Source organism: Campylobacter helveticus (assembly GCF_002080395.1).
GTDB classification, from domain to species: Bacteria; Campylobacterota; Campylobacteria; order Campylobacterales; family Campylobacteraceae; genus Campylobacter_D; species Campylobacter_D helveticus.
The window spans coordinates 932,637-955,267 of record NZ_CP020478.1 but is presented as its reverse complement, the minus strand read 5'-3'; the positions used below and the strand labels follow the sequence as shown (position 1 = coordinate 955,267).

Sequence of the window (22,631 nt, the reverse complement as noted above, 5' to 3'; positions counted from 1 at the left end):
TAGCTTGTATCCTTTTTAATCTTATTTAAAAAGGAGCATTTATGCAAAACGATATTAGAATTATTGAGCTTGAAAATCAGGTGCTTGAATTACAAGATGACCTTTATTATACTAACGCTCAAGTTATAATTCTTCAAGCGGCACAAACTTGTATTCATAGTTATATATTAGATGAAACTCTTAAATTTGTTAAAGCTAATAAATTAGGAGGCTATGATAATTTTTATTGTGCTGGGCTTTATATTGAAGAAGCTATCTTGGAAATGAGAGAAAATTACGGCATTACTTATTGTAATGCAAAGCAAAGGGAAGCATTTCATCAAAGCCTTTCTAAAGACTTATTTAAAGCTATAGGCGAAAAAGTGCTAAGAGAGGCAGATGATTTTTTAAAGTCTCATTTATTAGCTTATGAGCCTTATTTTCTAACACATAGCGTAGAGCTAAGGAGTGATGAAGTAGGGCTTGTCTTTTTTATGGAAAAGAAGAATATCTTCTTAAAAAAGCTCGAAAAGCTTAATTTTAACGAGCTTGATAAAAGAGCTGAAAAAGAGTGGGCTGATAATGCTAGGGCTTTATATTTTTCTCTTAAATGTGTGTTAAATCACCTTAAATAATGAAAGGACTAAAATGACAAAAAAAGAAATTACAAATTTACTTCACTCTTTAGAAGAGCTAGGACTTAAAAAACACACTTTGCTTAGATTTGCAAATGGTCTTAATGTGATAAAGTATTTAGGATATGCAAAAGCTTTAGAAATCTATATGCAGTGCAAATACGACTTAGTAGAGTTTCACAATCCTAGAATTGAAGAAGAGGACGGAGTATGCGATTTAGACAACTTTATCTTTGACATAGTGGAAACGAGCTTAAGGGTTTTAGGACTTATTTTGCAAAATTACTATGAAGATTTTAAAGATGAGGATAGGCTCTTTATGGAGGTAAGCGAGTCTTATTATGTTTATCCAAACAATAATGCTTTTGTGAGCTTTTTTGAAGAGCATAATTTTTGTGTGTATCGAATCGATATTGATGAGAGGTCTTATTATATGCTTTATGACCGTGAGCTTGGTATGTATTACCGCAATTATCTCGCAGATGAGTGCATTTCTTTAAATGCGGTTAAAGAAAGCATAGAAGAGCTTTTTGAGCTTTTGGAAGATGAATCCTTTGAAGAGCTTGATAGGGAAGAAACTCTTAAGAGTTTAAAGCAACAGGTGAGCTAAATATGATGTGGTTATTTTTTATTGTAATTTTTTCAATAATGCTACTTAATTTATTTGGCTTTACAAAAGAACCTTATGGTTCTTATTTTAAAAGGAGAAAACAAATGAAATTTGATATAGAAGCTTTAAATAATATCCCTATTACTGATGTTTTAGAAAGACTAGGTGCAATTAAAGAAAGGGATAGAAAGATAATCCACTGCTTTAATATCTCAAGCCATAAGAATAATGACAATAATGCCTCTTTGGCAATCTATGAAAAATCAAATTCTTGTCATTGTTTTGCTTGTGGGATAAGTGGAAAGCCTGTGAATTTAATGAAGCTTGTGCTTGGAGATTTTAAAAAGGCGTGCGAGTATTTACATAGTGCGTTTAATATCCCTTATTTAGACGGCAAAGAAGCAGTTTTAAAAGAACTCTTTTTAAAACAAAAAGCAAGAAGCAAAAACTATCTTTATTTTGATGAGGGTAAGCAAGCTATTGAGCTTTTTGATTTAGAACCTTACCTAAATAAGTATGCAACAATGACTAAAGCACAAAAGCTAAAACTAGTTTATAGCTTTATTTATCGCTTTTCTTTAAGAACTTCGCAAGATAAGAAGAAAACTTATTATCTTACAAGAGGTATTGAAAAGCTAAGTTTGGTGCAAGATTTAGGCTTTTTATCCTATAAGGATATTAAAACATTAGAGCCTTTGCTCTTGCAATATTTCCCTTTGGAGGATTTAAGGGAATTTAAAATCTTTCATAAGGAAAAAGAAGCGTGGAACTATGCGTTTAATGTCGCAGTGATTCCTAATTTTGACCTTTATTCTAATTTGCTAACAGGCTTTTCTTTAAGAGCCATTGATAGCTCATATCGAGGAGTAAAGGAAGTTAATATTAACTGTAATGATATTTGTCCTGTGTTGCCTTTTAATCTCACAAATGCAAATTTAAAGCTTTGTGAAAAAATAATTCTTTGTGAGGGGCATATAGACGCATTAAGCGGGGGGCAATATTACAAACAAGATGGCAAGGCTTTATTTGTAAGCTTTGGAGGTGCTTTTTGTTTTAAAGAAGAGGTTTTAACGCTTCTTAAGGGCAAAAAGGTGTTTATCTGCTTTGATAAAGATGAGGCAGGTTTAAAAGGACAAAATGCTTTAAGCAAGTCTTTATCTTTGCTTGAAATCAAACACTCTATTTTAACTTGGAGTAGTGATGAGGGTAAGGATTTAAATGACTTATTAAAGGCAAATAAAATGTCTCATATTAAAGTGGCGTAAAGGAGAATAAAATGGTAAGTAAAGAAGATATAGAGCTTTGTATTAAAGAGCTAAAGAGTAGGGGATTTTATGCTTACGAGCATAATGGTTTAGTCATTGTTAGCATTGATGAGTTTGATGAGAGCTTTATCTTGCATAATGATGAGATTTGTGCTAGAGCTTTTAATGCTAGAGCGTGGTTAGATGATGAAGCTTGATAGCTTTTAATTGCTATTAAGCTAATAGTCAAGCTACTTATGTGATTAATTCTTCACCGAAGAATTAATGTTTTAAAGGACTTTGTCCTTTTTATGTATTTTACATTGATAAAATACAATCTTTTGAGAAGTAAGCTTGAGCTTACTTGCTCTAACTTTTTTCTTTTAAAGCTCTTTGCGGAGGGTTTTGAAAGGGGAAAGGAAGCTATAAATGAGAGGTTTAAAAATCCATTAAGCTAAATTTGCTGGAATTACCTTGTTTGACTTCCTAAGCGAAAGCTTGGCGAAGATTTGACTTACTCTTTGAGTAAGTTATCTAGCCCAAATGCTGGGCTTAAGCGATAATTCTTTTTAACTTCTCTTTTAAAATTTTTACTCGTCTATTTTTATTAATATTTTAATTATATTTGATTTAAAATATTTTTATGATAAAATAAGTCTTATTATATTTTAAAATAAAGGAGCTAAAATGTTTAAAAAACTACTAGGCGTTACAGCTTTGGGTGCTTTACTGGCAAGTTCTGCTTTTGCAGAGGATATTCTTGCTAAGGTAAGCAATGGAGCAATTAGTGATAATAGTGCAGGTGTTAAAGTTCTTAGCCTTGATGAGATGAAAGAGGTTAAGGGTGGGTATTATTTTCAGAGAGATAGTAGGTATGATAGCATTTCAGGAATTAGAAGTTATGCTTATGTTGTAACCGATGCGGATAATAATAAGTTGCAAATAGATTCAAGCAGTAAAGTTCTTGCAAAATATCGTTATGTAAATAATCAAAAGGATTATTACTTGCAAAGTTATAACAATGGGACTTTGGGAACTATTTTTCCTAATTATTCTACAAGTTGGGGAAAATATGCAATGGATATCCTAAACGAATTTAAAAGCAAATATTAATTCTTTTGTGTTCCATTTTACCCCAAAATGGAACACATCTTGCTTGTATTTCTTTGAATTTGGATTGAAGGCAAAAAAATCTAAATCAAAGGAATTAATATGAGTATCTTTAGTATCAACGATAACTCAAACTATGGTTCTATACTTTCACAAAGTAAAGCTAATAAAGAAAGTAAAGAAAATTCTAAAATAAGTTTTGCTAATGCTTTTTTAAAACAAAATGCTAGTAAATTAAATGAAATTCAAAGTGCTAATTCACAAACTCTAATAAAAAGTGAAGTTTTAAATAGTGGCTCAAATTCCACTCTTGACACAAACTATGGCTTATTTAGCGAATTTCAAAATACCGTTCATACTCTAAAATATAAACAAGCAGATACAAGCAATATTGTATCTTTAGCTTATGGTTATGGAGTAGATGCTAATGGTTATATGGGAAGTGATTTTAACAAAGCTGCGGGACTTCCTGAAGATTTTAAAATACATAAATCTACTTTGGATGAGATTAAAAAAGCTGCTGAAAATGAACCTTATGTTGCCGACAAAAAGCAATATTTCGGCATAAATGAATACTACACAAATATAGATATGGCTGAAACAATTAGACAATACTATAATCTTTTTTCTAATACTTTAAGCCAAAGTTTTCCAAGTGATAAAGATAGTTTTAGCGAAGCAGATATAAATTCTATGCCTAGTGGGTATGGTGTAAGTGGAATTCAATGGATGGACTTTAATGAACCAAGCAATAGAATGAATATTACGGGTTTAAAAGATTTTTCAAATTCTTTAATTTCAAATGTTTATCAAACCCCTGAACAAGCAAAAGAAGCTAATGAAATTTGGTTTGATTCAGGATGTATGATCAAGGGATTATCATCTGAGACTTTAGGTCTATCCTTAGAAGAAATCAAAAATGTTTCTAAAGGTGAAGATTGGCAATTTAATCCTGATATGTCAGTTTATCCGCAAAATGAAGATGGAAGTTATTCTAAAGAAGCTTTGTTTATGAGTTTTTTAAAATCTCAAGGTGGTCAACCTATTGAGAGTCCAAAAACCACACTTAATCCCACAATAGAAGCTTATAATAGGGCTATGGCTAAAGAGAGTTTTAGTGGTCCAGCCATACACTTAGATAGTATTATGACAGGTAAAAGTGACTTTAAAAGCTTTTTTAGATACTGGGCAGAGCGTGGCATAGCAGAAGGTGATTTATATATGTATGAAAATAACATTCCTAAAGAATCTGCTATGGGTAATTGGGCTTTAGATGCTGAAATTAAACAAGCCATTGCCAATGGCTGGAAAGCAAAACCTAGCACCATTAACTCCTACGCTGATTCTATAATGGATAGACTTAATAATCTTATAGGACAGACTAGGGTTTAGGTTTTGATTAAAGGATTTTAATATTTTGATATTAAAATCCAAAATGTTCAATTTCGAAATTCAAAGATTTTTGATTAAATTTGATTTAGGGCATTTATTATGATAATAATGAATTATATTACATTTTAAAACAAAGGAGCTAAAATGTTTAAAAAACTATTGAGTGTTGTAGCTTTAGGTGCTTTATTGTCAAGTTCTGCTTTTGCAGAGGATATTCTTGCTAAAGTCAGTAATGGAGCAATTAGTGATAATAGTGCAGGTGTTAAAGTCCTTAGCCTTGATGAGATGAAAGAGGTTAAGGGTGGGTATCAGTTTATTAGAAATAGTAATTACGATTATTTAGCAGGTTCTCTAAGTTCTTATGGATATGAAGTTAGAGATGATAGATATAATTCAACATCTATTGTAAGTAATTCTTTAGGTTATTCAAGCTCGACAACAATCGTAGCCAAATACCGCTATGTAAATAATCAAAAAGATTATTATTTACAATACTATACAAGCGGATCGAAAGTTGGCACAAACATTTGGGCTTATTCAGGAAGTCCTGCTTATGAAATTTTAAGACAATTCCAAAATAGATACTAACCACTCTCTCTGTTCCATTTTATTCCAAAGTGGAACAGATTTTGCTTATATTATTTATATAAATATATTTAGGTTGAAGGCAAAAAAATCTAAATTAAGGGATTAATATGAGTATCTTTAGTATCAACGATAACTCAAACTATGGTTCTATACTTTCACAAAGTAAAGCTAATAAAGAAAGTAAAGAAAATTCTAAAATAAGTTTTGCTAATGCTTTTTTAAAACAAAATGCTAGTAAATTAAATGAAATTCAAAGTGCTAATTCACAAACTCTAATAAAAAGTGAAGTTTTAAATAGTGGCTCAAATTCCACTCTTGACACAAACTATGGCTTATTTAGCGAATTTCAAAATACCGTTCATACTCTAAAATATAAACAGGCGGATTTAACTAATATAAGCTCTACTAAAATGGCTTACGGTTACAGCGTAGATAAAAATGGCTATATGGGAAGTGATTTTAATAAAGCTGCGGGATTACCTGAAGATTTTAAAATACATAAATCTACTTTAGATGAGATATATAACTTTAATGAAGCACAATATCAAGACATAAAAGAACAGCTAGGAATTTCTCGCTATTTTACCAATATCGATATGGCTGATACCATAAAACAATACTATAATCAATTCAATCAAATTGTTAATCATACTTTTAATGATACCAATAAAACAAGTTTCACTGAAGCAGATATAAATTCTATGCCTAAAGGTTATATTTCTGTTGGCTATAAAGGTTTAGATTTTTCAGATCAATCCAATCCTTATAATGCATTAGGACTAGTTAATCATTCTAATGCAAAAGTAACTAATGTTTTTAAAACAGATGATGAATTTCATGAAGCTCAAGCAATACAAATGGGAATGATGGGTATTGATTTTTATCCACAAAAATTAAATATATCAACTCAAAGTTTATCACAAGGAGCTTTAATGGAAGGTGGATTTAATCCCGATATGTCAGTTTATCCGCAAAATGAAGATGGAGGCTATCCTAAAGAAGCTTTGTTTATGAGTTTTTTAAAATCAGAAGGTGGTTATATGGTTGCAGGAAAAAATACAACTATTGCACCGCAAGCAATGAGTTATAATCTCAATGTTGCTAAACAAAGTATTCCAAAATACTCTAATGTAGATTTCGACGACATTATGACAGGAAAAGTTGATTTTGCAAGTTTGTTAAAAGGCTATGCACAAGATGGCTGGCTTGATGCGAGTATATATGCAATGGAAAAAGGAGTTGCTTGGCAAAATACAAGCATAGGTTATGGTGGAGCTTGGTTTGATAATCAGTTTAATCAAGCAAAAGCTAATGGTTGGAAAGCAAGCAGTGAAAGTATAAATTCTTATGTTGGATCTATAATGGATAGATTAAATAATCTTATAGGACAAACTAGGGTTTAGAAAAGACTTAAAATAAAGGATTAATATCACTTAATTGTGATATTAAAATCCAAAATGCTCTATTTCAAAATTTAAAGATTTGGGTAGATTGAGTTTGTAATCTTTGAGTTGTTTTTTAGGATTAACAACTAAAGCAAATCCACCTTTATTGTATCTATCCCAAACGCTATAAAATTCTCTTTTAGAGCTAATGTATTCTCCATAGCTTGGGTCAAATATTTGCAAATAATTTCCTTTATGATTGATAATTACCACAAAATGTGGAAAACGAGGGTCGTCTTCTATCTTCACTAAAATAGGAACAGATATAATGCTTTCTAAAATCTTTCTATCGATTTTATAGGATTTGCTTTGAAAGCCTAGCTTTTTAACGGCGTCATTTAAATCCGCAAAGCTTACCATATCAGTATAAAGTTGTTGTCCGCTCATAGCTTTTAGTAAATCTAATTCCGTTAAATTGCTATCATCAAGTATGTTTATAAGTGTAGCTAAGGAAGCGGCACCGCAAGATTCTTCATAGTTTTGCCTTATAACTTTTTCATTTTTAATTTCTTGGTAAGACTTAACTACAAATTCTGCCTTTAAGAATAAAGGCAAAAGAGTCATTATTAATACTATTTTTAGAATTTTTTCCATAGATTGATACCAAAAATTGCATCAGGAGCAGCAGAGCTTCCACCTAAACTCGCATTAACTGAAACGGCTGTATCTTGATTGATACTATAAGTGGAACCACCACTAATTGTAGGAATTGATCTGATTTCTGAATTTTTTACACCATTGATTTTTTGTTCGGTTTGAAATCTTTGTTCTGCTCCTAAATCCAAAGTGATTTTAGGGCTTAAAATTATAGATAAATTTCCACCAAAGTAAATACTATTGCCATACTCTATTTTAGCAATTTTAAATTTTCTTTCTGCATTGTAACCAAATCCTGTATAAATACTATATACCACAGGGTCGCTATATCCTCTTAAATTTGCTTCTATATTTTGCGACTTTAAGTAAAAATTTTTAGTTTGTAAAACTGTTTTTTCTCTTTGGATAATAGCAGTTTGAAATTTAATTTGCGGAACAAAATCTGCAATGCTTTCTCCTGTATAAATAAAACCTAGCCATAAAGAATCAAAATTTAAAGTATTTTTGCTCGTATAAGCACCTGAAACAATATTATTATATTCTTGTCTTGCATAGTTTCCTCCGCCTGAAACAAGCAAATCAAAACTTGGAGTTAAAGTGTAAATAAAAGTTTGATTTAGATAAAGTTGTTTCGTATCGTTCCAAACATTTAAATCCCCATTTACTCCAATATTTGGATAAATGTAATAAGAGTGAGGATTTCCTGTGCTAAGCAAGGATAAACTTGTAATACTTCTTAAGCCTATTTGCTTTTTAAACAAGCTATCGATATTTAACTCATCACTAGCAAAAAGACAACCACTTAAAACTGCCAAGATAAAAATAAATTTTTTCATTATAATCCTTTTGAAATATTGCATAGAAATTAAGCAAAAAATATTCCAAGTTAAGAATAGAGTGTGATAAAAAATAAAAACTATTTGTTAATAATCTTTTAAGAGAGCAATGCAAGTTGTTTATTAAGTATCTTATTTCATATATCTTTTCAATTCTTCGTTCCAATGAAAGAAATACTTTGAATCTAATTTGCTGAAAATTTTTATAATAAAATCTGTAGTTTGTTGTTTTTGAAAAACTAGTAAGCAAAAATCTTCATTGTGCAAAGAAAAAACATTATAGTATTGCATTATTGATGTTTGCTCAAACAGTGAATAAACTTTATAGGCATTATTTTTATGAGTCATAAAAAAATCATATTTTTCTAAAAGCTCTTTTAAGTTTTTTTGATTTATTCTTTTTGTGGTTATTTTAACTTTAGCTTTATATGTTTGGTTCTCGTTTCTTAAATGATACATCGCAACTGCAAAATGGTGAGAGCCATCACTGTTATACCACTCATATAAATTGCTCCACTCATAATAAAAAATTTCTAGGATTTTCTCATCGTGAAAATGATTGATACAAGTTTCTAAATCCCATTTTTCCCTTTCAAAAATACTACGACCAAATAAATAAAGTATATCTTTTGGTTTTATATTTGTTTTTCTTAAATTGATGTTGGCAAAATAATTTAAAGCATTATTAGATTTTGAGTTGGATATTGAATCTACAAGTCTCAAATCAAAATCATCAACTTCTCTGCAATTATCCGTTATGATTAAGCTGTCGATTAAGTCAATAAAATCTTTCCATTTTAAAGGATTTGTGTCAAATTGTAATAATTTAAAATCATTGTTAGACCCAAAACAATTAACATTATCTCTCCAACAGTAATCTAACTCTTTTAATTCTGCTTTAAATAAATCAAGAATAGCATTTTTAATGCGGTATTTGTCTAGTTCGACATAGCATTTATTCAATAATGTTTTTAAATTTATCAAAGTGGCACCTTATTTCTAAAATGTGTCAATACATTAAATTGATATTTATAGGAAAAAAATCTAGATTTCCCCTAAAATTCCTTAATCCTATCCAAAAAGTCTTTTTTAAACATTTTTTCTACACAAAGATTAATAAATAAAGAGATTTTTTCACTTTCTTTTAAATTATCATCAATTTCATCTTTATAAGCGGGTAACATCATATTTATCATTTCTAAGCTTTTCTTATTAAAAAGAATTCTTTTTGAAATGATATTTTCTTCGTTTTTATTTGAAAGCTCTGCATTATTTTTCATATTTTATCCTTTTTGTGAAATTATGAGGATATTATAGCATATTAGAGTAATTATTTTTAATTTAAAAAGGTTAATTGTTTATTATTTTATATTATTAGCATATTTTTGATATAATGATAATAATATATAACTTATCCATAAACCTCAATAAAGGCATAAATTTATCTTTTTTGGGTTTAGGTTAGGGTTAAATATATAACATAATATATTATTATGATATACAAAACAAAAGGAAACTTAAATGAAGCTTACAAGAGGCGATTTTTTAGAGGATTTAGACTTTTGGCTTGAGGCTTATTTTTGTCATTTTAAGGATTTAAATTATTCTTTGAATACAATTTCACTTTATAAAAGAGTTTTAAACGAATTTAGAGAATATTCTTTAGAGTTTTGTGATGAAATGCAGTTTAAAGAAATAAAAACTTCCTATATTTCAAATTTCTTAAGTTATTTGGAAATAAGGTCTAAAAATCATAAAAAGCTTTCTAAAAAAACAAAACTTACTTATCTAAGGGCAATAACTAGCTTTTTTACCTTCATTAATGAAAATAATGAAGATTTGTTTGAGTTCTCTTTTAATTTTTCAAAACTTAATACAAGAAATGAAAAAAGAGAAGAAAAGCTTGAGCATTTAAGTGATGATGAAATTCAAAGACTTATAAATACCATAGAAAGACTAAAAATACAAAAAGAAGATTATGCAAGTTTTAGAAATGCACTTCTTATTAAATTAGTGCTTTATGCGGGGCTTAGAATTTCAGAAAGCTTAAAAGTGCGTTTGTGTGATTTTAATGAAGATGAAGAAGATATGCTAAAAATTAATATACTTGCTAAGGGAGGCAAGGAACAATTTGCTTATATTAAAAAAGCTTATATTGATGATGAGCTTGATTATTTTAAAGAGTATTTGAAAGAGAGTAATTATATTATGCAAACGCATAATGGAAAACTTTTAAACAGGAGCAATGCTTTTATTATCATTAATAGAATTTATGCTAAGGCTTTAATTCATAAAAAAGGTCTGCACCTCTTAAGACATATCTTAGCGATGAAACTCACCTCACAAAATGTCAATCTTGTCGTTATACAAAAGATACTAAGACACGCAAGTATGCAAACAACAACCATTTATGCTAAGGCAAATAATGAAATGCTTAGGAAGGCTTTGGGGAATTTGGGGTGAGTTTGATTTTTTGCTAAAATCACTTAAAAAATAATAAGACTGAATTTAATATGATTGTTTTATAACTATAAAACAAAAAGAGAAAGGAATAAAAATGTATGATTATGCAAAATACGAAAATGCAACTCCAAAACAATTGGTTTATGCACTTTCTTTAGCAGAAAAAAGGGCGGAAAAACTAAGTTTGCAATTAAAAGAAAATGAAGAGTTTTTTAAATTTTTGCAAAAAAAACTAAGAAATTCTTTTAGCACTAAAAAAATAAAAAAAGAAGAACTAACAAAGGAAACTAAAGCAATTTTAGCAAAAGACGAACCAACACCTTATACTAACTTTGATAGACTATTAGAAGCTGTTGATAAAGAGATTGAAGCTGAAAATGCGTAATCAAATTTTTTAAAATAGTTTTGCTAAAGATTTAAAATTGGTTAGAAAACAAAATTGGGATATTAAGGCAATTAAAAAGTGTGTTGAAGATTTAGCAATATTAGATATTTTACCACAAAGTTACAAAGACCACGCCCTAAAAGGTGATTTGAAAAATTTTAGAGAGTGCCATATTTTTGGCGATTTAGTTATAATCTACAAGAGAGATGATAGGGAAGTTAATTATTACCGCATAGGCAGACACCAAGATTTATTTAAAAAATATTAATGCAAGATAATGATTTAAGATTCGATGGGTGGAAATGGTAAAAGGGATAGCAAATTTAACTTAAGAGTTTTTAAAATGTTAGCTTTTATTTCCCTAATGTTTAAATTTATTTATACCCTTTCCTTATCTTTTTGTTTTTCATCATCTCAAAAAATCGCCTTGCTTCTTTATGGTTTGTAAAAATGTTGATTTTTTGTCCTGTGAAAGATTTAAAACGCAAAAGTAAATGAAAGTGAAGTGGGGAAATTATCGAAAAGTCTATTGACCTACCTATTGACTTTATGAAAAATATAAAATAATTATATGTAAATACAGGAAGTTATATTAATTTATTCAAATCTCGCTAACCGCACCATATATATATTCTATGCTACATTTATCACATAGTTAAATAAGATTTAAAATCAATGTTTGGTTTCATTTAAAAATTGACACCATAAAATAAATTAAAATATTTGCTAGTTTGACTAATTGCAATTTCTAGTTTCAAATTTGTGTTCCGTATATTTTAAATTAAATACAAATTTTTCATTAAATGGGGATATTGATGTTCTTATTATCTCCCAAAAGGTGAATGTAGGCATTTGATGGAATATTTGAGCAAATGCCGTTATTTTGGTAGTATGAACTCATATGAATGATATTGGGAGCAAAATTAAATAATTTTAAATAGCCAATAACTATTGAAAAATTCAAAGAATAAGCAATGAGAATGGCAAAAAGTGCGAAACAACCAATATAAAATTCATTTTTAAAATGGGTTTTTTCAATTATGCAATGAGTGATTTTTTGAATGATAAAATTGAGAAAATTTAAGGATAAGAGTTTAAGTAAGCATAGCAATACATACGCCGCATAAAGTAACAACAATAGCGATGTTACGAGAAACGCTAACACCATAATAAAATTAAATATTAAAAATATTAATAGCGTAACTATAACTATCTGGCATATTATTGACAATGGTATAGATGATATCCCTTGAAAAAAATTTAGCCACATAATACAGCCCAAAAAATATTATAACTTATGTATTTTATCAAAATTAATTTTTTTGAAGAGTTGATATAAATCAATAAGTGCTGGAATGGTAGCCAAAACAAATCCTATAATGATATACGAAATGATTTTTTGCAAAGTTCATCTTAAATTCCCCCTATCTTATTTATGAAATTTTTAAAGGCTTTAGAAGATATTTTGATGACAATATCTTATTTTTAAATATTTTTATAAAATTTATTTAAGTATTGTAGATTGGTGGGAGGGTTAAATTCCTCCCAGAGTGTTTAAGCTTTATAGTTTTTGATAGCTTTTTCTAAAATTTCCACAGCAGCGTCAATATCTTTAAAATCTTGCACTTTAACCCACTTATTAGGCTCTAAAATTTTGTAAGTTTCAAAGAAATTTTTAACTTTATTAAGTGTCGCCTCTGGTAAGTCTGTGTAGCTTTTGATGTCTTTATACCTCGCATCTATTTTATCTGCTGGCACAGCTAAAAGCTTTTCATCCATTCCGCTTTCATCCTCCATTATCAAAACGCCTATTAGACGACAAGGAATCACCGCCCCCGCTTGGATAGGATATTCATTTAAAACCAAAATATCCACAGGGTCGCCATCATCAGCCAAAGTATTAGCGATAAAGCCATAATTTGCTGGGTAAAACATCGCACTCGCCATTACTCTATCGACAAAAATCGCCCCACTATCCTTATCAAGCTCATATTTTACACTTGAGCCATATGGAATTTCGATAACGGCATTAATTTTATTTGGGACATCTCCCACCTTAATCTTACTTAAATCCATTTTTTCTCCTTATTTAATAAAATTTTTCTCTACATAATCAACCACTTTAGTGGCACTTTCTTCTAGGGTGTTAAGAGCAGAGCCACCAAAAGCACCCATTGACATTTCGGCAGTTACTTCAAATTCGCCTATTTTTTCGTTTTGCTGATTTTTCAGCTCTATTTTAATTGTCGTGGTGGCAGCACCCGCACCAAAGCCTACCATATATCTTGCAAAGCGATTTCCCTCATCATAATGCAAAATTTTACATTTTATATTAAGGTCTCTACCATAAATATTTTTCATTTTGAGCCTATTAATGATTTGCTTTTGCAAATACTGCTCTTCCTCGCTTTCGCCACATTTTGCGTTAGCATATAGAAATTCTTTTGGAATTTCTCCTTGAGTTTGGACATTGTGAATTTGACTTGTGCTACAAGCACTGATTAAAGCCCCCCCCCACGAGTAGTGGAAGTAAAATTTGTTTTTTCATTGTTTCTCCTTTAAAATGGTTTAAATATTTTGAATTTTTTCAATTAAGCTTTTCATATCGGCAACGATAGGTTCAATCGCCCTTTCGCCGTCTATAATGAAATGAAGCTTCTTTTTTTGATAAAAGCTTAAAATTTCCTCCAAAGGCTCGATATAAACTTTCATTCTATTATAAAAAACTTCTTCGTTGTCATCAGCGCCACGATTTCTACCTAAAATTCTATCTTTAGCCACTTCTTCGCTCACACGCACTTCAATCACGCCTTTTAAAACAACCTCATTTTGCTCACCTAAAACCTTGTCAAATTCCATCATTTGCTCCACGCTTCTTGGGTAGCCGTCTATGATGATGGTTTTGGTAGGGGCATTTTTTAAAGCCGTAACGATAGTGTTTATCACCACTTCCAAAGGCACTAAATTCCCTTTAGAAATAAAGCTATCTATGGTCTTACCTAGCTCACTTCCACTTGCCACTTCTTCTCTTAGCAAGTCGCCTGTGGAATAGTGCGTTACATTAGCATCTGCCTTTGCTATTAAACTCGCATCCGTTGTTTTACCACTGCCCGGCGCACCTATGATTAAAAACAATTCTTTCATTTTACTTTCTCCCTTAATTTAATTCCTAGCTCTCTCATTGCTTCATTACTTGCCACGCTCGGTGCTTCTGTCATCAGGCACTGCGCTCTTTGTGTTTTAGGAAAGGCTATGACCTCCCTAATGCTATTCGCTCCGCTTACTAGCATTATAAGCCTGTCAAGCCCTATGGCTATGCCTCCGTGCGGTGGCGCACCAAAGCTTAAAGCATCAAGCAAGAAGCCAAATTTATTTCTTTGCTCTTCCTCGTTAATGTTTAGAAGCTTAAAGACTTTTTGTTGAATTTCATTTTTATGAATTCTTATGCTTCCACCGCCAAGCTCAACGCCATTTAAAACGACATCATAGGCTATGGAAGAAATTTCTTCCAAATCTTCTTCGTCTATGTTTTTAGGCATAGTGAAAGGATGGTGCATAGCAGAATAAGAGCCATCGTCATTTTTCTCAAACATAGGGAAATCCACAACCCATAAAAATTCTAAAATGCTAGGGTCTAAAAGCTTTAATTCCTCAGCTAAGAAAAGTCTAAAACGCCCCATATAATCAAGCACGACCTTTTTCACTCCCGCACCAAAAAACACGACATCGCCTATTTCTAAACCACATCTTTTTTCAAGCTCTTTTAAATCCGCTTCGTCAAAAAATTTACAAAGCGGTCCCTTTAGTCCGTCCTCTTTTACCTGTATGAAAGCCAGTCCTTGCGCTCCAAATTTACGCACAAATTCTTCAAATCTTTGCATTTGTCTTTTGGAAAATAGCGTGTCGCCTTTTGGCACTCTTAGAGCTTTAACGCGGTTCTTGCGGCTATCTTTGGCGATGTTTGCAAAAATTTCATTATTTGACTTCGCAAAAATGTCTATCACATCAATGAGCTTTAAATCAAATCTTAAATCAGGCTTGTCTGAGCCATAATTTTCCATAGCTTCTTTATAGCTCATCTGCCTAAAAGGTGTTTTGATTTGCTTACCACAAGCGGCAAAAATATCTTTTAAGAAAGTTTCTGCTACTTTCATCACATCTTCTTGTTTGCAAAAGCTCATCTCCACATCAATTTGCGTAAATTCAGGCTGTCTATCTGCTCTTAAATCTTCATCTCTAAAGCATTTTGCGATTTGAAAATAGCGGTCAAAATTCGCACACATTAAAAGTTGTTTGAAAAGTTGCGGACTTTGAGGTAGGGCATAAAATTCGCCCTGATGCACACGAGAAGGCACGAGATAGTCCCTTGCACCCTCAGGCGTAGCCTTAGTTAAAATAGGCGTTTCCACCTCCAAAAAGCCCATAGAGGCTAAAGAATTTCTAGCCGCAATACAAGCCTTTGAACGCAAAGCGAAATTTTCATAGAGGCGTGGATTTCTTAAATCTAAAAAGCGGTATTTTAAACGAAGTTCTTCATTGACACTTTCATCACCTATGGCAAAAGGTGGCACAGCACTTTCATTTTCTATGATTAGCTCACTGACTATCACTTCAATTTCACCCGTTTTAAGTTTATCATTTGTGAGTCCTTCGCCTCTTGAACGCACTTTTCCGTGTGCGATTAGGACAAATTCATTTCTCACCCTAGTTGCTATTTCGTGGGCTTTTTGACTATCTTTTGGGTCGCATACGAGCTGGATAAGTCCGCTTCTATCCCTTAAATCGATAAAAATCACCCCTCCGTGGTCGCGGTAGCTATTAACCCAACCGCAGAGCTTTACCTCTTCGCCGATATTATTTTTATCTAAGTTTGTGTTGTAATGACTACGCATTCTTTTCCTTAAAAATAAAATTTGTGGAATTATAATATCTTTATTCTTTTGCTTTGCTAAGTTTTGTTATAATTTTTTTATGCAAAACAAATTTAATTATAAAAATGTTAAAAAAATTGGACTTGTTTCAAGACCAAATTCAAATTTAGACACAGAAATTTTAGGTCTTGAAAAAATTTTAAAACAAAAGGGCGTTGAACTTCTACTTTTTAAAGAAAGTTCTAAAAATTTAAACTTACCCAAATTTGAGCTTAATGAGCTTTTTAGGCGTAGTGATTTTGTGATTTCTTTGGGTGGAGATGGCACTTTGATATCGCTTTGTAGGAAAGCTTATGAGTATGAAAAGGCGATTTTGGGAATTCACGCGGGTAAGCTTGGTTTTTTAACAACCCTTTCTTTGCAAGAATCCGCAAATTTTTTTGAGGAATTTTTTGAGGGGAATTTTAGACTTGAAATGCCTTTTATGCTTGAGTTAATGCTCGAAACTAAAGAGGGTGAAATTTTACACAAAAACGCCTTTAATGATGTTGTATTTTTTAGAAAACAAATGAGCTCTATGGTGTCCATTGAGGTATTTAGAAAGGGTAAAATTTTTAATCAATACTTTGGCGATGGGCTTATCATCGCGACTCCCGCTGGCTCGACCGCATATAATTTAAGTGCGAATGGTCCCATAGTTTATACTTTAGCGGAAGTTTTTATACTCACACCTGTTTGCTCACACTCTTTAACGCAACGCCCCATTGTTTTGCCAAGAGGATTTGAACTTGAAGTCAGGGCGAAAGATTGTATTTTGTGCGTAGATGGACAGGAGCATTATGAAGTCGATGCGTTTAAAAGTATAAAAGTGGGTTTAAGCGATAAGGGCGTAGGTTTAATTCACCCTAAAAATAGGGATTATTTTCAAATTTTAAAAGAAAAATTAAATTGGGGAAATTGATGATTAGTCGCATTTTGATGAAAGAAAATTTAGGCTTTAAAGAGGCAAATTTAGAACTTTCTGGGGGCTTAACAGTTTTTAGTGGCTTAAGTGGGGCTGGGAAATCTGTGCTTTTTAGCGGGATACTTGCAGCGTTTGCACTTTGTGAAAGTGAGGCGAAATTTGTAGAGCTTGAGCTTGATGATAAGATTGATTTAGAAAGCTTTGGTATAGAGGCTGAAGAGGAAAATGTCTTTAAAATGTTAAAGGAAAAAAGCACAAAATACTTCATTAATAATCAAAGCATTGCTAAAAAAAGTTTGCAAAATCTTAGCAAAACCTTCGTGAAATATCTTAGCGTGAAGGATAGTAATGAATTTAGTAATGAAAAATTCCTAGAGCTTTTAGACGCTTTAGAATGTGCCAAAAATCCTAAATTTAAACAGGAAAAAGAGAATTTCATACAGACTTTTAAAGATTATAATGAGGCTTTTTTAAAATTAAGTGAAATTTTAGACGAAGAAAAAAGGGTCGAAGAATTAAAAGAAGTCGCTTTAGCACAAATTGAAAAAATTTCTAGCATTAATCCAAAACCGGGTGAATATGAGGAATTATTAAAACTTAAAAAAAGACTTTCCAAACAAGATAAAATCGAAGAGGCTTGGGCAAAGGCAAATGGTATTTTTGAATATGAAAAAGCGGTTTTGGACGCTTTAAATTTAAGCGAGGTGGATACAAATTTTTTTAGCGAATGCTTTAATGAGCTTCGCATTGTGGCACAAAGTCAAAATTTTGACGAATTTGATTTTGACATTGAGGAATTGCTAGACCGCATTAGCGATTTATCCTATCTTATTAAGCGTTACGAGAGTATTGAGGGGGCTTTAGAAACTCTTGAGCTTAAAAAGAAAGAGTTAAGCCATTATGAAAATTTGAGTTTTGAAAAAAAAGAACTGGAGCTTTTAAATCGTAATTTGAAGGAAAAATTAGAAAAAGAGGCACAAATTTTAAGCAAGGCTAGAGTGAGAAATTTAAGCACTTTGGAGGACTTTTTAAATAATTATTTAGCAAAGCTTTATATGGGGAATTTGAAACTTGAATGTGTGAAAAATGAAAAAATGAGTTCTTTGGGACAAGATGAAATTAAGCTTAGTGTGAGTGAGACAAAACTTAAAAATCTTAGTTCAGGTGAGCTAAATCGTCTGCGACTTGCTTTTATCGCAACAGAAAGTAAAATTTTAAACGCGGGTCAGGGCATTATATTTTTAGATGAAATTGATGCAAATTTAAGCGGAAAAGAGGCGATGAGTATCGCTAAGGTTTTAGATGAATTAAGCCGTTTTTATCAAATTTTTGCCATTTCGCATTTACCGCAGCTTTCCTCTAAGGCACATAATCATTTCTTGGTCGAAAAAAATGGCGCTCAAAGTAGGGTTAAAAAACTCGAAAAAGAAGAGAGGGTTAAAGAATTAGCAAGAATGGTAAGCGGGGAGAAAATTAGCGATGAGGCTTTGAAATTTGCAAAGACTCTGTTTGAGTTAAGCTAAATTGTGGTTTAAGTTTGCTACAATTGCGTGTTTTATTTTAGAGGGAAAATGATGAGAAAAATTCTACTTGTAGATGATAATAAAATGTTAAGTAAGCTTTTAGCTAAAAAAATTCAAAGTGCTTTAAATTATGAAGTTGATGTCGTCCATACTATGGCTGAGGCTAAAGCTATGCTTAATAATGAGTATTTTTTAAGCTTTGTAGATTTGTGTTTGCCTGATGCGATGAACGGCGAAATAGTCGATATTGTCGCTGAGAAAATCCCAACAATAGTCCTAACCGCTAGCAATGATACAAACAAGCGCGAAGAATTTATGCATAAAAATATCCTTGATTATATTTTTAAAGAGAGTGATACTTGTGTGGAGCAAATTTTAGAGTCGATTTCTACACTAAGTTATTTTGCCAAAACGAAAGTAATTTTAGCTATGGCAAAATTGCCTGAGCGTAACGAAATTAAGAAATTTCTTTCTCAAAGACTTTTTAATGTTTTAGCTGCCGCACACGGCGAGGAGGCGTTGCAGTATTTAGAGGATAATAATGATACAAAATTAATTATCGCTGATGCGAAAATGCCTGTGGTAAATGGCGAAGAACTTTTGACTGAAGTAAGGACTAATTATAATGATGATGATTTGGCGGTCGTTTTGCTTGGAGAAAAAGACAATGTGATGGAAGCTAGAGTGCTTAAAAATGGGGCAAATGATTATCTTATCAAGCCTTTATGCAAAGAGCTTTTTAATTGTCGTTTGGATAGAGTTTTAAACTATATGCAAGATAAGAAATTTATAAGAGCTTATAATAATTTAGACCATATTTCAGGACTTAAGGACCATTATACTTTTAGGTCTGAGGTGGAGGATTATCTTAACGATATTGCTACGCAGGAGCAAGAATTTGCATTTGCATTTTTGGACATTGATGAGTTAAAAAATATCAATGATGAATATGGCTTTGAAGTGGGCGATAATATCATTAAAATTTGTGCTGATGAGATGGTTGCTGAAACTAAAGGGCGTGATGTTTTGGGGCGTTATAGTGCGGATAAATTTGGAATTTTGCTTAAAAATATTAATCAAGAAAGGGCTTTAAAAATTCTTTCACGCATACGCGTTAATATCAAAAAAGCAGGTATTTTAATCAATTTAGATGAGCTTTTTTTTACCGCTTCCATAGGTGTTGTATTTGCAAATTCTGGTGCTAAACTTGATGATTTGGTTGAGAAAGCTACAAAGGCTTTAAGTGCTGCAAAAAATAATGGCAAGGATAGAATAGAAGTATGTTCTTAAACCTTGAATTTAAAGATGAGGGGCGTATTATCGATACGCATTGTCATTTAGATGATGAGCGTTATTTTGATGATTTAGATGAGCTTTTAAGACATTCTTTTGATAATGGCATTGAAAAAATTATTATCCCAGCAGCCGATATTAAAGATTTGCCAAGGGCGTGTGAGATAGCTCATACTTATGAAAACATTTTTTTCTCAGCTGGTGTGCATCCTTACGAGATAAAAAATTATGATGAAGAAATTTTAAGGCACTATTTAAAAGATGAAAAATGTGTGGCTGTGGGAGAGTGTGGGCTGGATTATTTTCGTTTAGAAAATGAGGGGGAGAAAGCATTGCAAAAGCGTTGTTTTCTAGCTCAAATTCAACTTGCAAAAGAATTTAAAAAGCCTATTATCATTCATACTCGCGAGGCAAATGAAGACACCTATATCATTTTAAAAGAACACGCCAAAGAGCTTAGTGGTGGTGTTTTGCATTGTTTTAATGCTAGTAAGCTTTTGTTAAGTTTGGCTGATGAGGGGTTTTATTTTGGTATAGGGGGAGTTTTAACTTTCAAAAATGCAAAGAATTTAGTCCAAATTTTACCTGAAATTCCAAAAGAAAAATTACTCATTGAAACAGACGCACCCTATCTTACCCCAGAGCCTTTTAGGGGAAGAAGAAATGAGCCTCTTTTAACGCATTTTGTTGCGGATAAGATGGGTGAGCTTTTAAATTTACCTAAAAAAGAGCTTTTGACTCTTTGTTTAAAGAATTCTAAAGATTTATTTTTTAAAGGAGAATGATGAAAAAATTTTTTTTACTTTTATTATTTTTTACTTCAGTTTTTTCTCAAACTTATGCACCAGAACATTATGAAAAGCAAGTTCAAATTTTAAGGCATTTGGATATAGAGCCTAGTTTTATGAGCGATTTGATTTTTGCAGAAGTGAGAGAAGAATTAGAATCTAAACACGCGGGTGTTTTGGTCAATTCTATACAAAATTTCTCTAAAATTACCCCTATGATAAGGAAGATCTTATCCCAAGAAGATGTTCCGCAGGAGCTTTTGTATCTTGCTATGGTTGAGTCTGGTTTAAAAGTGGGAAGCGTTTCAAACGCTAAGGCTGCTGGTGTTTGGCAGTTTATGAAACCAACGGCTGTAAAATTAGGGCTTAGGGTTGATGCCTATGTGGATGAAAGGCTCGATTTGGTAAAATCTACCCACGCCGCCACAGCTTATATTAAAGAGCTTAAAGAGGAATTTGGCAAGTGGTATTTGGCACTTTTGGCTTATAATTGTGGTAATGGCAAGTTAAGAAAAGCGATAAAGCAGGCTGGAAGTGATGATTTGCGTGTTTTGCTTGATGCGGATAAAAAATATCTTTCCTTAGAGACGAGGGATTTCATACGCAAGATTTTAACCCTTGCTTTTTTGGCGAGCGATAGGGAATTTTTATTACAAAAAGACCCCGCTTTGATGAACTACGCTTTGAGTAATGATTTTGTTAAGGTTGATATCCCCTCATCTGTGGCACTTAAAGATATTGCTAAGGGTGCTGGACTTAGCTTAAGCACGCTTAAAAAGTATAATCCTCAATTTAGACACAGCTTTACCCCACCGGGTAAAGGTTATTATATGTATATCCCACTTAATAAAGTTGCTTTTTTTGAAAAGAATTTTAAAAATGTCAAACTTGAAAAGGTTGATACAACTATCCCTATGACAAAAACTTACATCGTTAAATCAGGCGACTCGCTTTATAAAATCGCGAGAATGCATGACATTAGTGCGGAAGATATTAGAGAATTAAATAAAATTCGCAAAAATCATCTTAGTATCAATCAAAAACTCATTATACCAATTAAGGAGAAGAAAAATGCAAAAACTAAAGACTCATATGCTCAGGTCAGTTCTCGTTAGCTTAAGCCTTTTGCTTTTAAGTGGATGTGGGGTTACGAGCTATTTGAGTGAAAATTTTAATGGGGACGCTCAGGTTTATTATCCAACTAATGATTTTAAGAGCGACCCTTCCAAATCTGGCTCTAAAGGCACAATGAAGCCTTATACCATCAATGGCAAAACTTATTATCCAACCGTTGTTGAAGTGGGTGAGACTGCTGATGGGATTGCTAGTTGGTATGGACCGGGTTTTCACGGCAAAAAAACAAGTAATGGCGAAACTTATAATCAAAATGGCTTAACCGCAGCACATAAAACCTTACCGATGAATACGATTTTAAAAGTAACAAATTTAAATAATAATCGCCAAGTAACAGTTCGTGTCAATGACCGCGGTCCTTTTGCACATAATAGAATTATCGATTTGTCCAAAGGTGCGGCGACCCAAATTGATATGATACATTCAGGAACTGCACCTGTAAGACTTGAAGTGATAGGTTTTGGCGATAAAAATTCTGGCAATGAAGTCGTGCATTCTAATACAAATTATGGAAGTGGCGGGGCTATTTCAGGTGGAGGACAAATTTATGAGGGAGGAAATTTTATGGTGCAAATTGGTGCGTTTAAAAACCGCTCTGGTGCCGAAATAACTGCCTCGAAATATAAAACCTATAGAAGTTATAGCTCAACGATACGCACAAGTTCTGTTGATGGGCTAAACCGCGTCTTTTTAACAGGCTTTAGAAGTGAAGAAGAGGCGAGAGATTTCGCAAGTAGTGGAGCTTTTGCAGGTGCTTTTGTGGTGAGAGAGTGA

24 protein-coding genes and 1 pseudogene are annotated in these 22,631 nt (G+C 32.0%); 17 read left to right on the top strand and 8 right to left on the bottom strand.

The genetic code is table 11. From position 1 onward, the window contains the following. Positions 1-41: 41 nt before the first annotated feature. From CHELV3228_RS05020 to CHELV3228_RS04985, 8 genes are all read left to right on the top strand, one after another. Positions 42-614: a hypothetical protein gene (locus CHELV3228_RS05020; protein ID WP_082199821.1), complete on the top strand. Its 573-nt coding sequence runs from the start codon at positions 42-44 to the stop codon at positions 612-614. A gap of 13 nt (positions 615-627) precedes the next feature. Next, positions 628-1,224: a hypothetical protein gene (locus tag CHELV3228_RS05015; RefSeq protein ID WP_082199820.1), complete on the top strand. Its 597-nt coding sequence runs from the start codon at positions 628-630 to the stop codon at positions 1,222-1,224. A 104-nt stretch (positions 1,225-1,328) separates the two neighbouring features. Next, positions 1,329-2,489 carry a toprim domain-containing protein gene (locus tag CHELV3228_RS05010; protein ID WP_082199819.1) on the top strand — a complete coding sequence of 387 codons (1,161 nt, stop codon included), beginning with the start codon at positions 1,329-1,331 and terminating at the stop codon, positions 2,487-2,489. 11 nt (positions 2,490-2,500) lie between these two features. Beyond that, entirely contained in the window at positions 2,501-2,686 is a 186-nt protein-coding gene (locus tag CHELV3228_RS05005) for a hypothetical protein (protein WP_082199818.1), read from the top strand. Positions 2,687-3,155: 469 nt separating this feature from the next. Further along, a complete protein-coding gene (locus tag CHELV3228_RS05000) occupies positions 3,156-3,581 on the top strand; it encodes a hypothetical protein (RefSeq protein ID WP_082199817.1) in 426 nt (141 codons plus the stop codon). A gap of 99 nt (positions 3,582-3,680) precedes the next feature. After that, positions 3,681-4,970, top strand: a complete 1,290-nt coding sequence (locus CHELV3228_RS04995) for a Cj0814 family flagellar-dependent secreted protein (RefSeq protein WP_082199816.1) — start codon at positions 3,681-3,683, stop codon at positions 4,968-4,970. A gap of 144 nt (positions 4,971-5,114) precedes the next feature. After that, entirely contained in the window at positions 5,115-5,558 is a 444-nt protein-coding gene (locus tag CHELV3228_RS04990; protein ID WP_082199815.1) for a hypothetical protein, read from the top strand. 107 nt (positions 5,559-5,665) lie between these two features. Next, entirely contained in the window at positions 5,666-6,961 is a 1,296-nt protein-coding gene (locus tag CHELV3228_RS04985) for a Cj0814 family flagellar-dependent secreted protein (RefSeq protein ID WP_082199814.1), read from the top strand. Between the two features lie 42 nt (positions 6,962-7,003). Here the strand turns inward: CHELV3228_RS04985 and CHELV3228_RS04980 are convergent, their stop codons facing one another. The 4 genes from CHELV3228_RS04980 to CHELV3228_RS04965 form a co-directional block, all read right to left on the bottom strand. Further along, positions 7,004-7,597 (bottom strand): cysteine peptidase family C39 domain-containing protein, encoded by a 594-nt coding sequence (locus CHELV3228_RS04980; protein ID WP_082199813.1) that lies wholly within the window; start codon positions 7,595-7,597, stop codon positions 7,004-7,006. Then, positions 7,582-8,436: an HmcD domain-containing protein gene (locus CHELV3228_RS04975; protein WP_082199812.1), complete on the bottom strand. Its 855-nt coding sequence runs from the start codon at positions 8,434-8,436 to the stop codon at positions 7,582-7,584. Before CHELV3228_RS04975 ends, CHELV3228_RS04980 begins: the two co-directional genes overlap by 16 nt. Positions 8,437-8,568: 132 nt before the next feature. After that, complete coding sequence (locus tag CHELV3228_RS04970; RefSeq protein WP_167562798.1) at positions 8,569-9,420, bottom strand: DUF6685 family protein; 852 nt, start codon at positions 9,418-9,420, stop codon at positions 8,569-8,571. Between the two features lie 71 nt (positions 9,421-9,491). Continuing rightward, on the bottom strand, positions 9,492-9,716 hold the full coding sequence (locus CHELV3228_RS04965; RefSeq protein WP_082199579.1) for a mobilization protein: 225 nt from the start codon (positions 9,714-9,716) through the stop codon (positions 9,492-9,494). Positions 9,717-9,957: 241 nt separating this feature from the next. Here CHELV3228_RS04965 and CHELV3228_RS04960 point away from each other — a divergent pair, with 241 nt between their 5' ends. From CHELV3228_RS04960 to CHELV3228_RS04950, 3 genes and pseudogenes are all read left to right on the top strand, one after another. Beyond that, entirely contained in the window at positions 9,958-10,899 is a 942-nt protein-coding gene (locus CHELV3228_RS04960; RefSeq protein ID WP_082199811.1) for a tyrosine-type recombinase/integrase, read from the top strand. A 94-nt stretch (positions 10,900-10,993) separates the two neighbouring features. After that, positions 10,994-11,284: a hypothetical protein gene (locus tag CHELV3228_RS04955; RefSeq protein WP_082199810.1), complete on the top strand. Its 291-nt coding sequence runs from the start codon at positions 10,994-10,996 to the stop codon at positions 11,282-11,284. A gap of 28 nt (positions 11,285-11,312) precedes the next feature. Continuing rightward, a pseudogene (locus tag CHELV3228_RS04950) lies at positions 11,313-11,552 on the top strand (type II toxin-antitoxin system RelE/ParE family toxin); the annotation flags it as partial. Between the two features lie 1,286 nt (positions 11,553-12,838). Here the strand turns inward: CHELV3228_RS04950 and ppa are convergent. The 4 genes from ppa to aspS form a co-directional block, all read right to left on the bottom strand. Continuing rightward, complete coding sequence (gene ppa, locus CHELV3228_RS04945) at positions 12,839-13,360, bottom strand: inorganic diphosphatase (RefSeq protein WP_082199809.1); 522 nt, start codon at positions 13,358-13,360, stop codon at positions 12,839-12,841. A gap of 9 nt (positions 13,361-13,369) precedes the next feature. Further along, positions 13,370-13,645, bottom strand: a complete 276-nt coding sequence (locus CHELV3228_RS04940; protein WP_082199808.1) for a DUF4410 domain-containing protein — start codon at positions 13,643-13,645, stop codon at positions 13,370-13,372. Between the two features lie 207 nt (positions 13,646-13,852). Beyond that, positions 13,853-14,428 carry an adenylate kinase gene (locus CHELV3228_RS04935; RefSeq protein ID WP_082199807.1) on the bottom strand — a complete coding sequence of 192 codons (576 nt, stop codon included), beginning with the start codon at positions 14,426-14,428 and terminating at the stop codon, positions 13,853-13,855. Next, complete coding sequence (aspS, locus tag CHELV3228_RS04930) at positions 14,425-16,176, bottom strand: aspartate--tRNA ligase (RefSeq protein ID WP_082199806.1); 1,752 nt, start codon at positions 16,174-16,176, stop codon at positions 14,425-14,427. Before aspS ends, CHELV3228_RS04935 begins: the two co-directional genes overlap by 4 nt. A 79-nt stretch (positions 16,177-16,255) precedes the next feature. Here aspS and CHELV3228_RS04925 point away from each other — a divergent pair, with 79 nt between their 5' ends. Genes CHELV3228_RS04925 through CHELV3228_RS04900 form a run of 6 tightly spaced genes read left to right on the top strand, consistent with a single transcriptional unit; the run spans position 16,256 to position 22,631 of the window. Continuing rightward, the gene (locus tag CHELV3228_RS04925; RefSeq protein WP_082199805.1) at positions 16,256-17,116 is read left to right on the top strand and encodes an NAD(+) kinase; all 861 of its coding nucleotides are present in this window, start codon (positions 16,256-16,258) and stop codon (positions 17,114-17,116) included. Next, positions 17,116-18,642, top strand: coding sequence for an AAA family ATPase (locus tag CHELV3228_RS04920; RefSeq protein ID WP_082199804.1), 1,527 nt, complete (start codon positions 17,116-17,118; stop codon positions 18,640-18,642). The genes CHELV3228_RS04925 and CHELV3228_RS04920 overlap by 1 nt, the downstream gene beginning before the upstream one ends. 48 nt (positions 18,643-18,690) lie before the next feature. Continuing rightward, positions 18,691-19,932 carry a bile resistance response regulator CbrR gene (gene cbrR / locus CHELV3228_RS04915; protein ID WP_171050441.1) on the top strand — a complete coding sequence of 414 codons (1,242 nt, stop codon included), beginning with the start codon at positions 18,691-18,693 and terminating at the stop codon, positions 19,930-19,932. Further along, on the top strand, positions 19,923-20,720 hold the full coding sequence (locus tag CHELV3228_RS04910; RefSeq protein WP_082199802.1) for a TatD family hydrolase: 798 nt from the start codon (positions 19,923-19,925) through the stop codon (positions 20,718-20,720). The genes cbrR and CHELV3228_RS04910 overlap by 10 nt, the downstream gene beginning before the upstream one ends. Continuing rightward, complete coding sequence (locus tag CHELV3228_RS04905) at positions 20,720-21,838, top strand: lytic transglycosylase domain-containing protein (protein WP_082199801.1); 1,119 nt, start codon at positions 20,720-20,722, stop codon at positions 21,836-21,838. The genes CHELV3228_RS04910 and CHELV3228_RS04905 overlap by 1 nt, the downstream gene beginning before the upstream one ends. Next, positions 21,816-22,631 carry a septal ring lytic transglycosylase RlpA family protein gene (locus CHELV3228_RS04900; RefSeq protein ID WP_370445642.1) on the top strand — a complete coding sequence of 272 codons (816 nt, stop codon included), beginning with the start codon at positions 21,816-21,818 and terminating at the stop codon, positions 22,629-22,631. Before CHELV3228_RS04905 ends, CHELV3228_RS04900 begins: the two co-directional genes overlap by 23 nt.

Coding starts and splice junctions, on each gene's coding strand:
- CHELV3228_RS05020 (WP_082199821.1), top strand. CDS start 42: ATGCAAAACGATATTAGAATTATTGAGCTTGAAAATCAGGTGCTTGAA.
- CHELV3228_RS05015 (WP_082199820.1), top strand. CDS start 628: ATGACAAAAAAAGAAATTACAAATTTACTTCACTCTTTAGAAGAGCTA.
- CHELV3228_RS05010 (WP_082199819.1), top strand. CDS start 1,329: ATGAAATTTGATATAGAAGCTTTAAATAATATCCCTATTACTGATGTT.
- CHELV3228_RS05005 (WP_082199818.1), top strand. CDS start 2,501: ATGGTAAGTAAAGAAGATATAGAGCTTTGTATTAAAGAGCTAAAGAGT.
- CHELV3228_RS05000 (WP_082199817.1), top strand. CDS start 3,156: ATGTTTAAAAAACTACTAGGCGTTACAGCTTTGGGTGCTTTACTGGCA.
- CHELV3228_RS04995 (WP_082199816.1), top strand. CDS start 3,681: ATGAGTATCTTTAGTATCAACGATAACTCAAACTATGGTTCTATACTT.
- CHELV3228_RS04990 (WP_082199815.1), top strand. CDS start 5,115: ATGTTTAAAAAACTATTGAGTGTTGTAGCTTTAGGTGCTTTATTGTCA.
- CHELV3228_RS04985 (WP_082199814.1), top strand. CDS start 5,666: ATGAGTATCTTTAGTATCAACGATAACTCAAACTATGGTTCTATACTT.
- CHELV3228_RS04980 (WP_082199813.1), bottom strand. CDS start 7,597: ATGGAAAAAATTCTAAAAATAGTATTAATAATGACTCTTTTGCCTTTA.
- CHELV3228_RS04975 (WP_082199812.1), bottom strand. CDS start 8,436: ATGAAAAAATTTATTTTTATCTTGGCAGTTTTAAGTGGTTGTCTTTTT.
- CHELV3228_RS04965 (WP_082199579.1), bottom strand. CDS start 9,716: ATGAAAAATAATGCAGAGCTTTCAAATAAAAACGAAGAAAATATCATT.
- CHELV3228_RS04960 (WP_082199811.1), top strand. CDS start 9,958: ATGAAGCTTACAAGAGGCGATTTTTTAGAGGATTTAGACTTTTGGCTT.
- CHELV3228_RS04955 (WP_082199810.1), top strand. CDS start 10,994: ATGTATGATTATGCAAAATACGAAAATGCAACTCCAAAACAATTGGTT.
- ppa (WP_082199809.1), bottom strand. CDS start 13,360: ATGGATTTAAGTAAGATTAAGGTGGGAGATGTCCCAAATAAAATTAAT.
- CHELV3228_RS04940 (WP_082199808.1), bottom strand. CDS start 13,645: ATGAAAAATATTTATGGTAGAGACCTTAATATAAAATGTAAAATTTTG.
- CHELV3228_RS04935 (WP_082199807.1), bottom strand. CDS start 14,428: ATGAAAGAATTGTTTTTAATCATAGGTGCGCCGGGCAGTGGTAAAACA.
- aspS (WP_082199806.1), bottom strand. CDS start 16,176: ATGCGTAGTCATTACAACACAAACTTAGATAAAAATAATATCGGCGAA.
- CHELV3228_RS04925 (WP_082199805.1), top strand. CDS start 16,256: ATGCAAAACAAATTTAATTATAAAAATGTTAAAAAAATTGGACTTGTT.
- CHELV3228_RS04920 (WP_082199804.1), top strand. CDS start 17,116: ATGATTAGTCGCATTTTGATGAAAGAAAATTTAGGCTTTAAAGAGGCA.
- cbrR (WP_171050441.1), top strand. CDS start 18,691: ATGATGAGAAAAATTCTACTTGTAGATGATAATAAAATGTTAAGTAAG.
- CHELV3228_RS04910 (WP_082199802.1), top strand. CDS start 19,923: ATGTTCTTAAACCTTGAATTTAAAGATGAGGGGCGTATTATCGATACG.
- CHELV3228_RS04905 (WP_082199801.1), top strand. CDS start 20,720: ATGAAAAAATTTTTTTTACTTTTATTATTTTTTACTTCAGTTTTTTCT.
- CHELV3228_RS04900 (WP_370445642.1), top strand. CDS start 21,816: ATGCTCAGGTCAGTTCTCGTTAGCTTAAGCCTTTTGCTTTTAAGTGGA.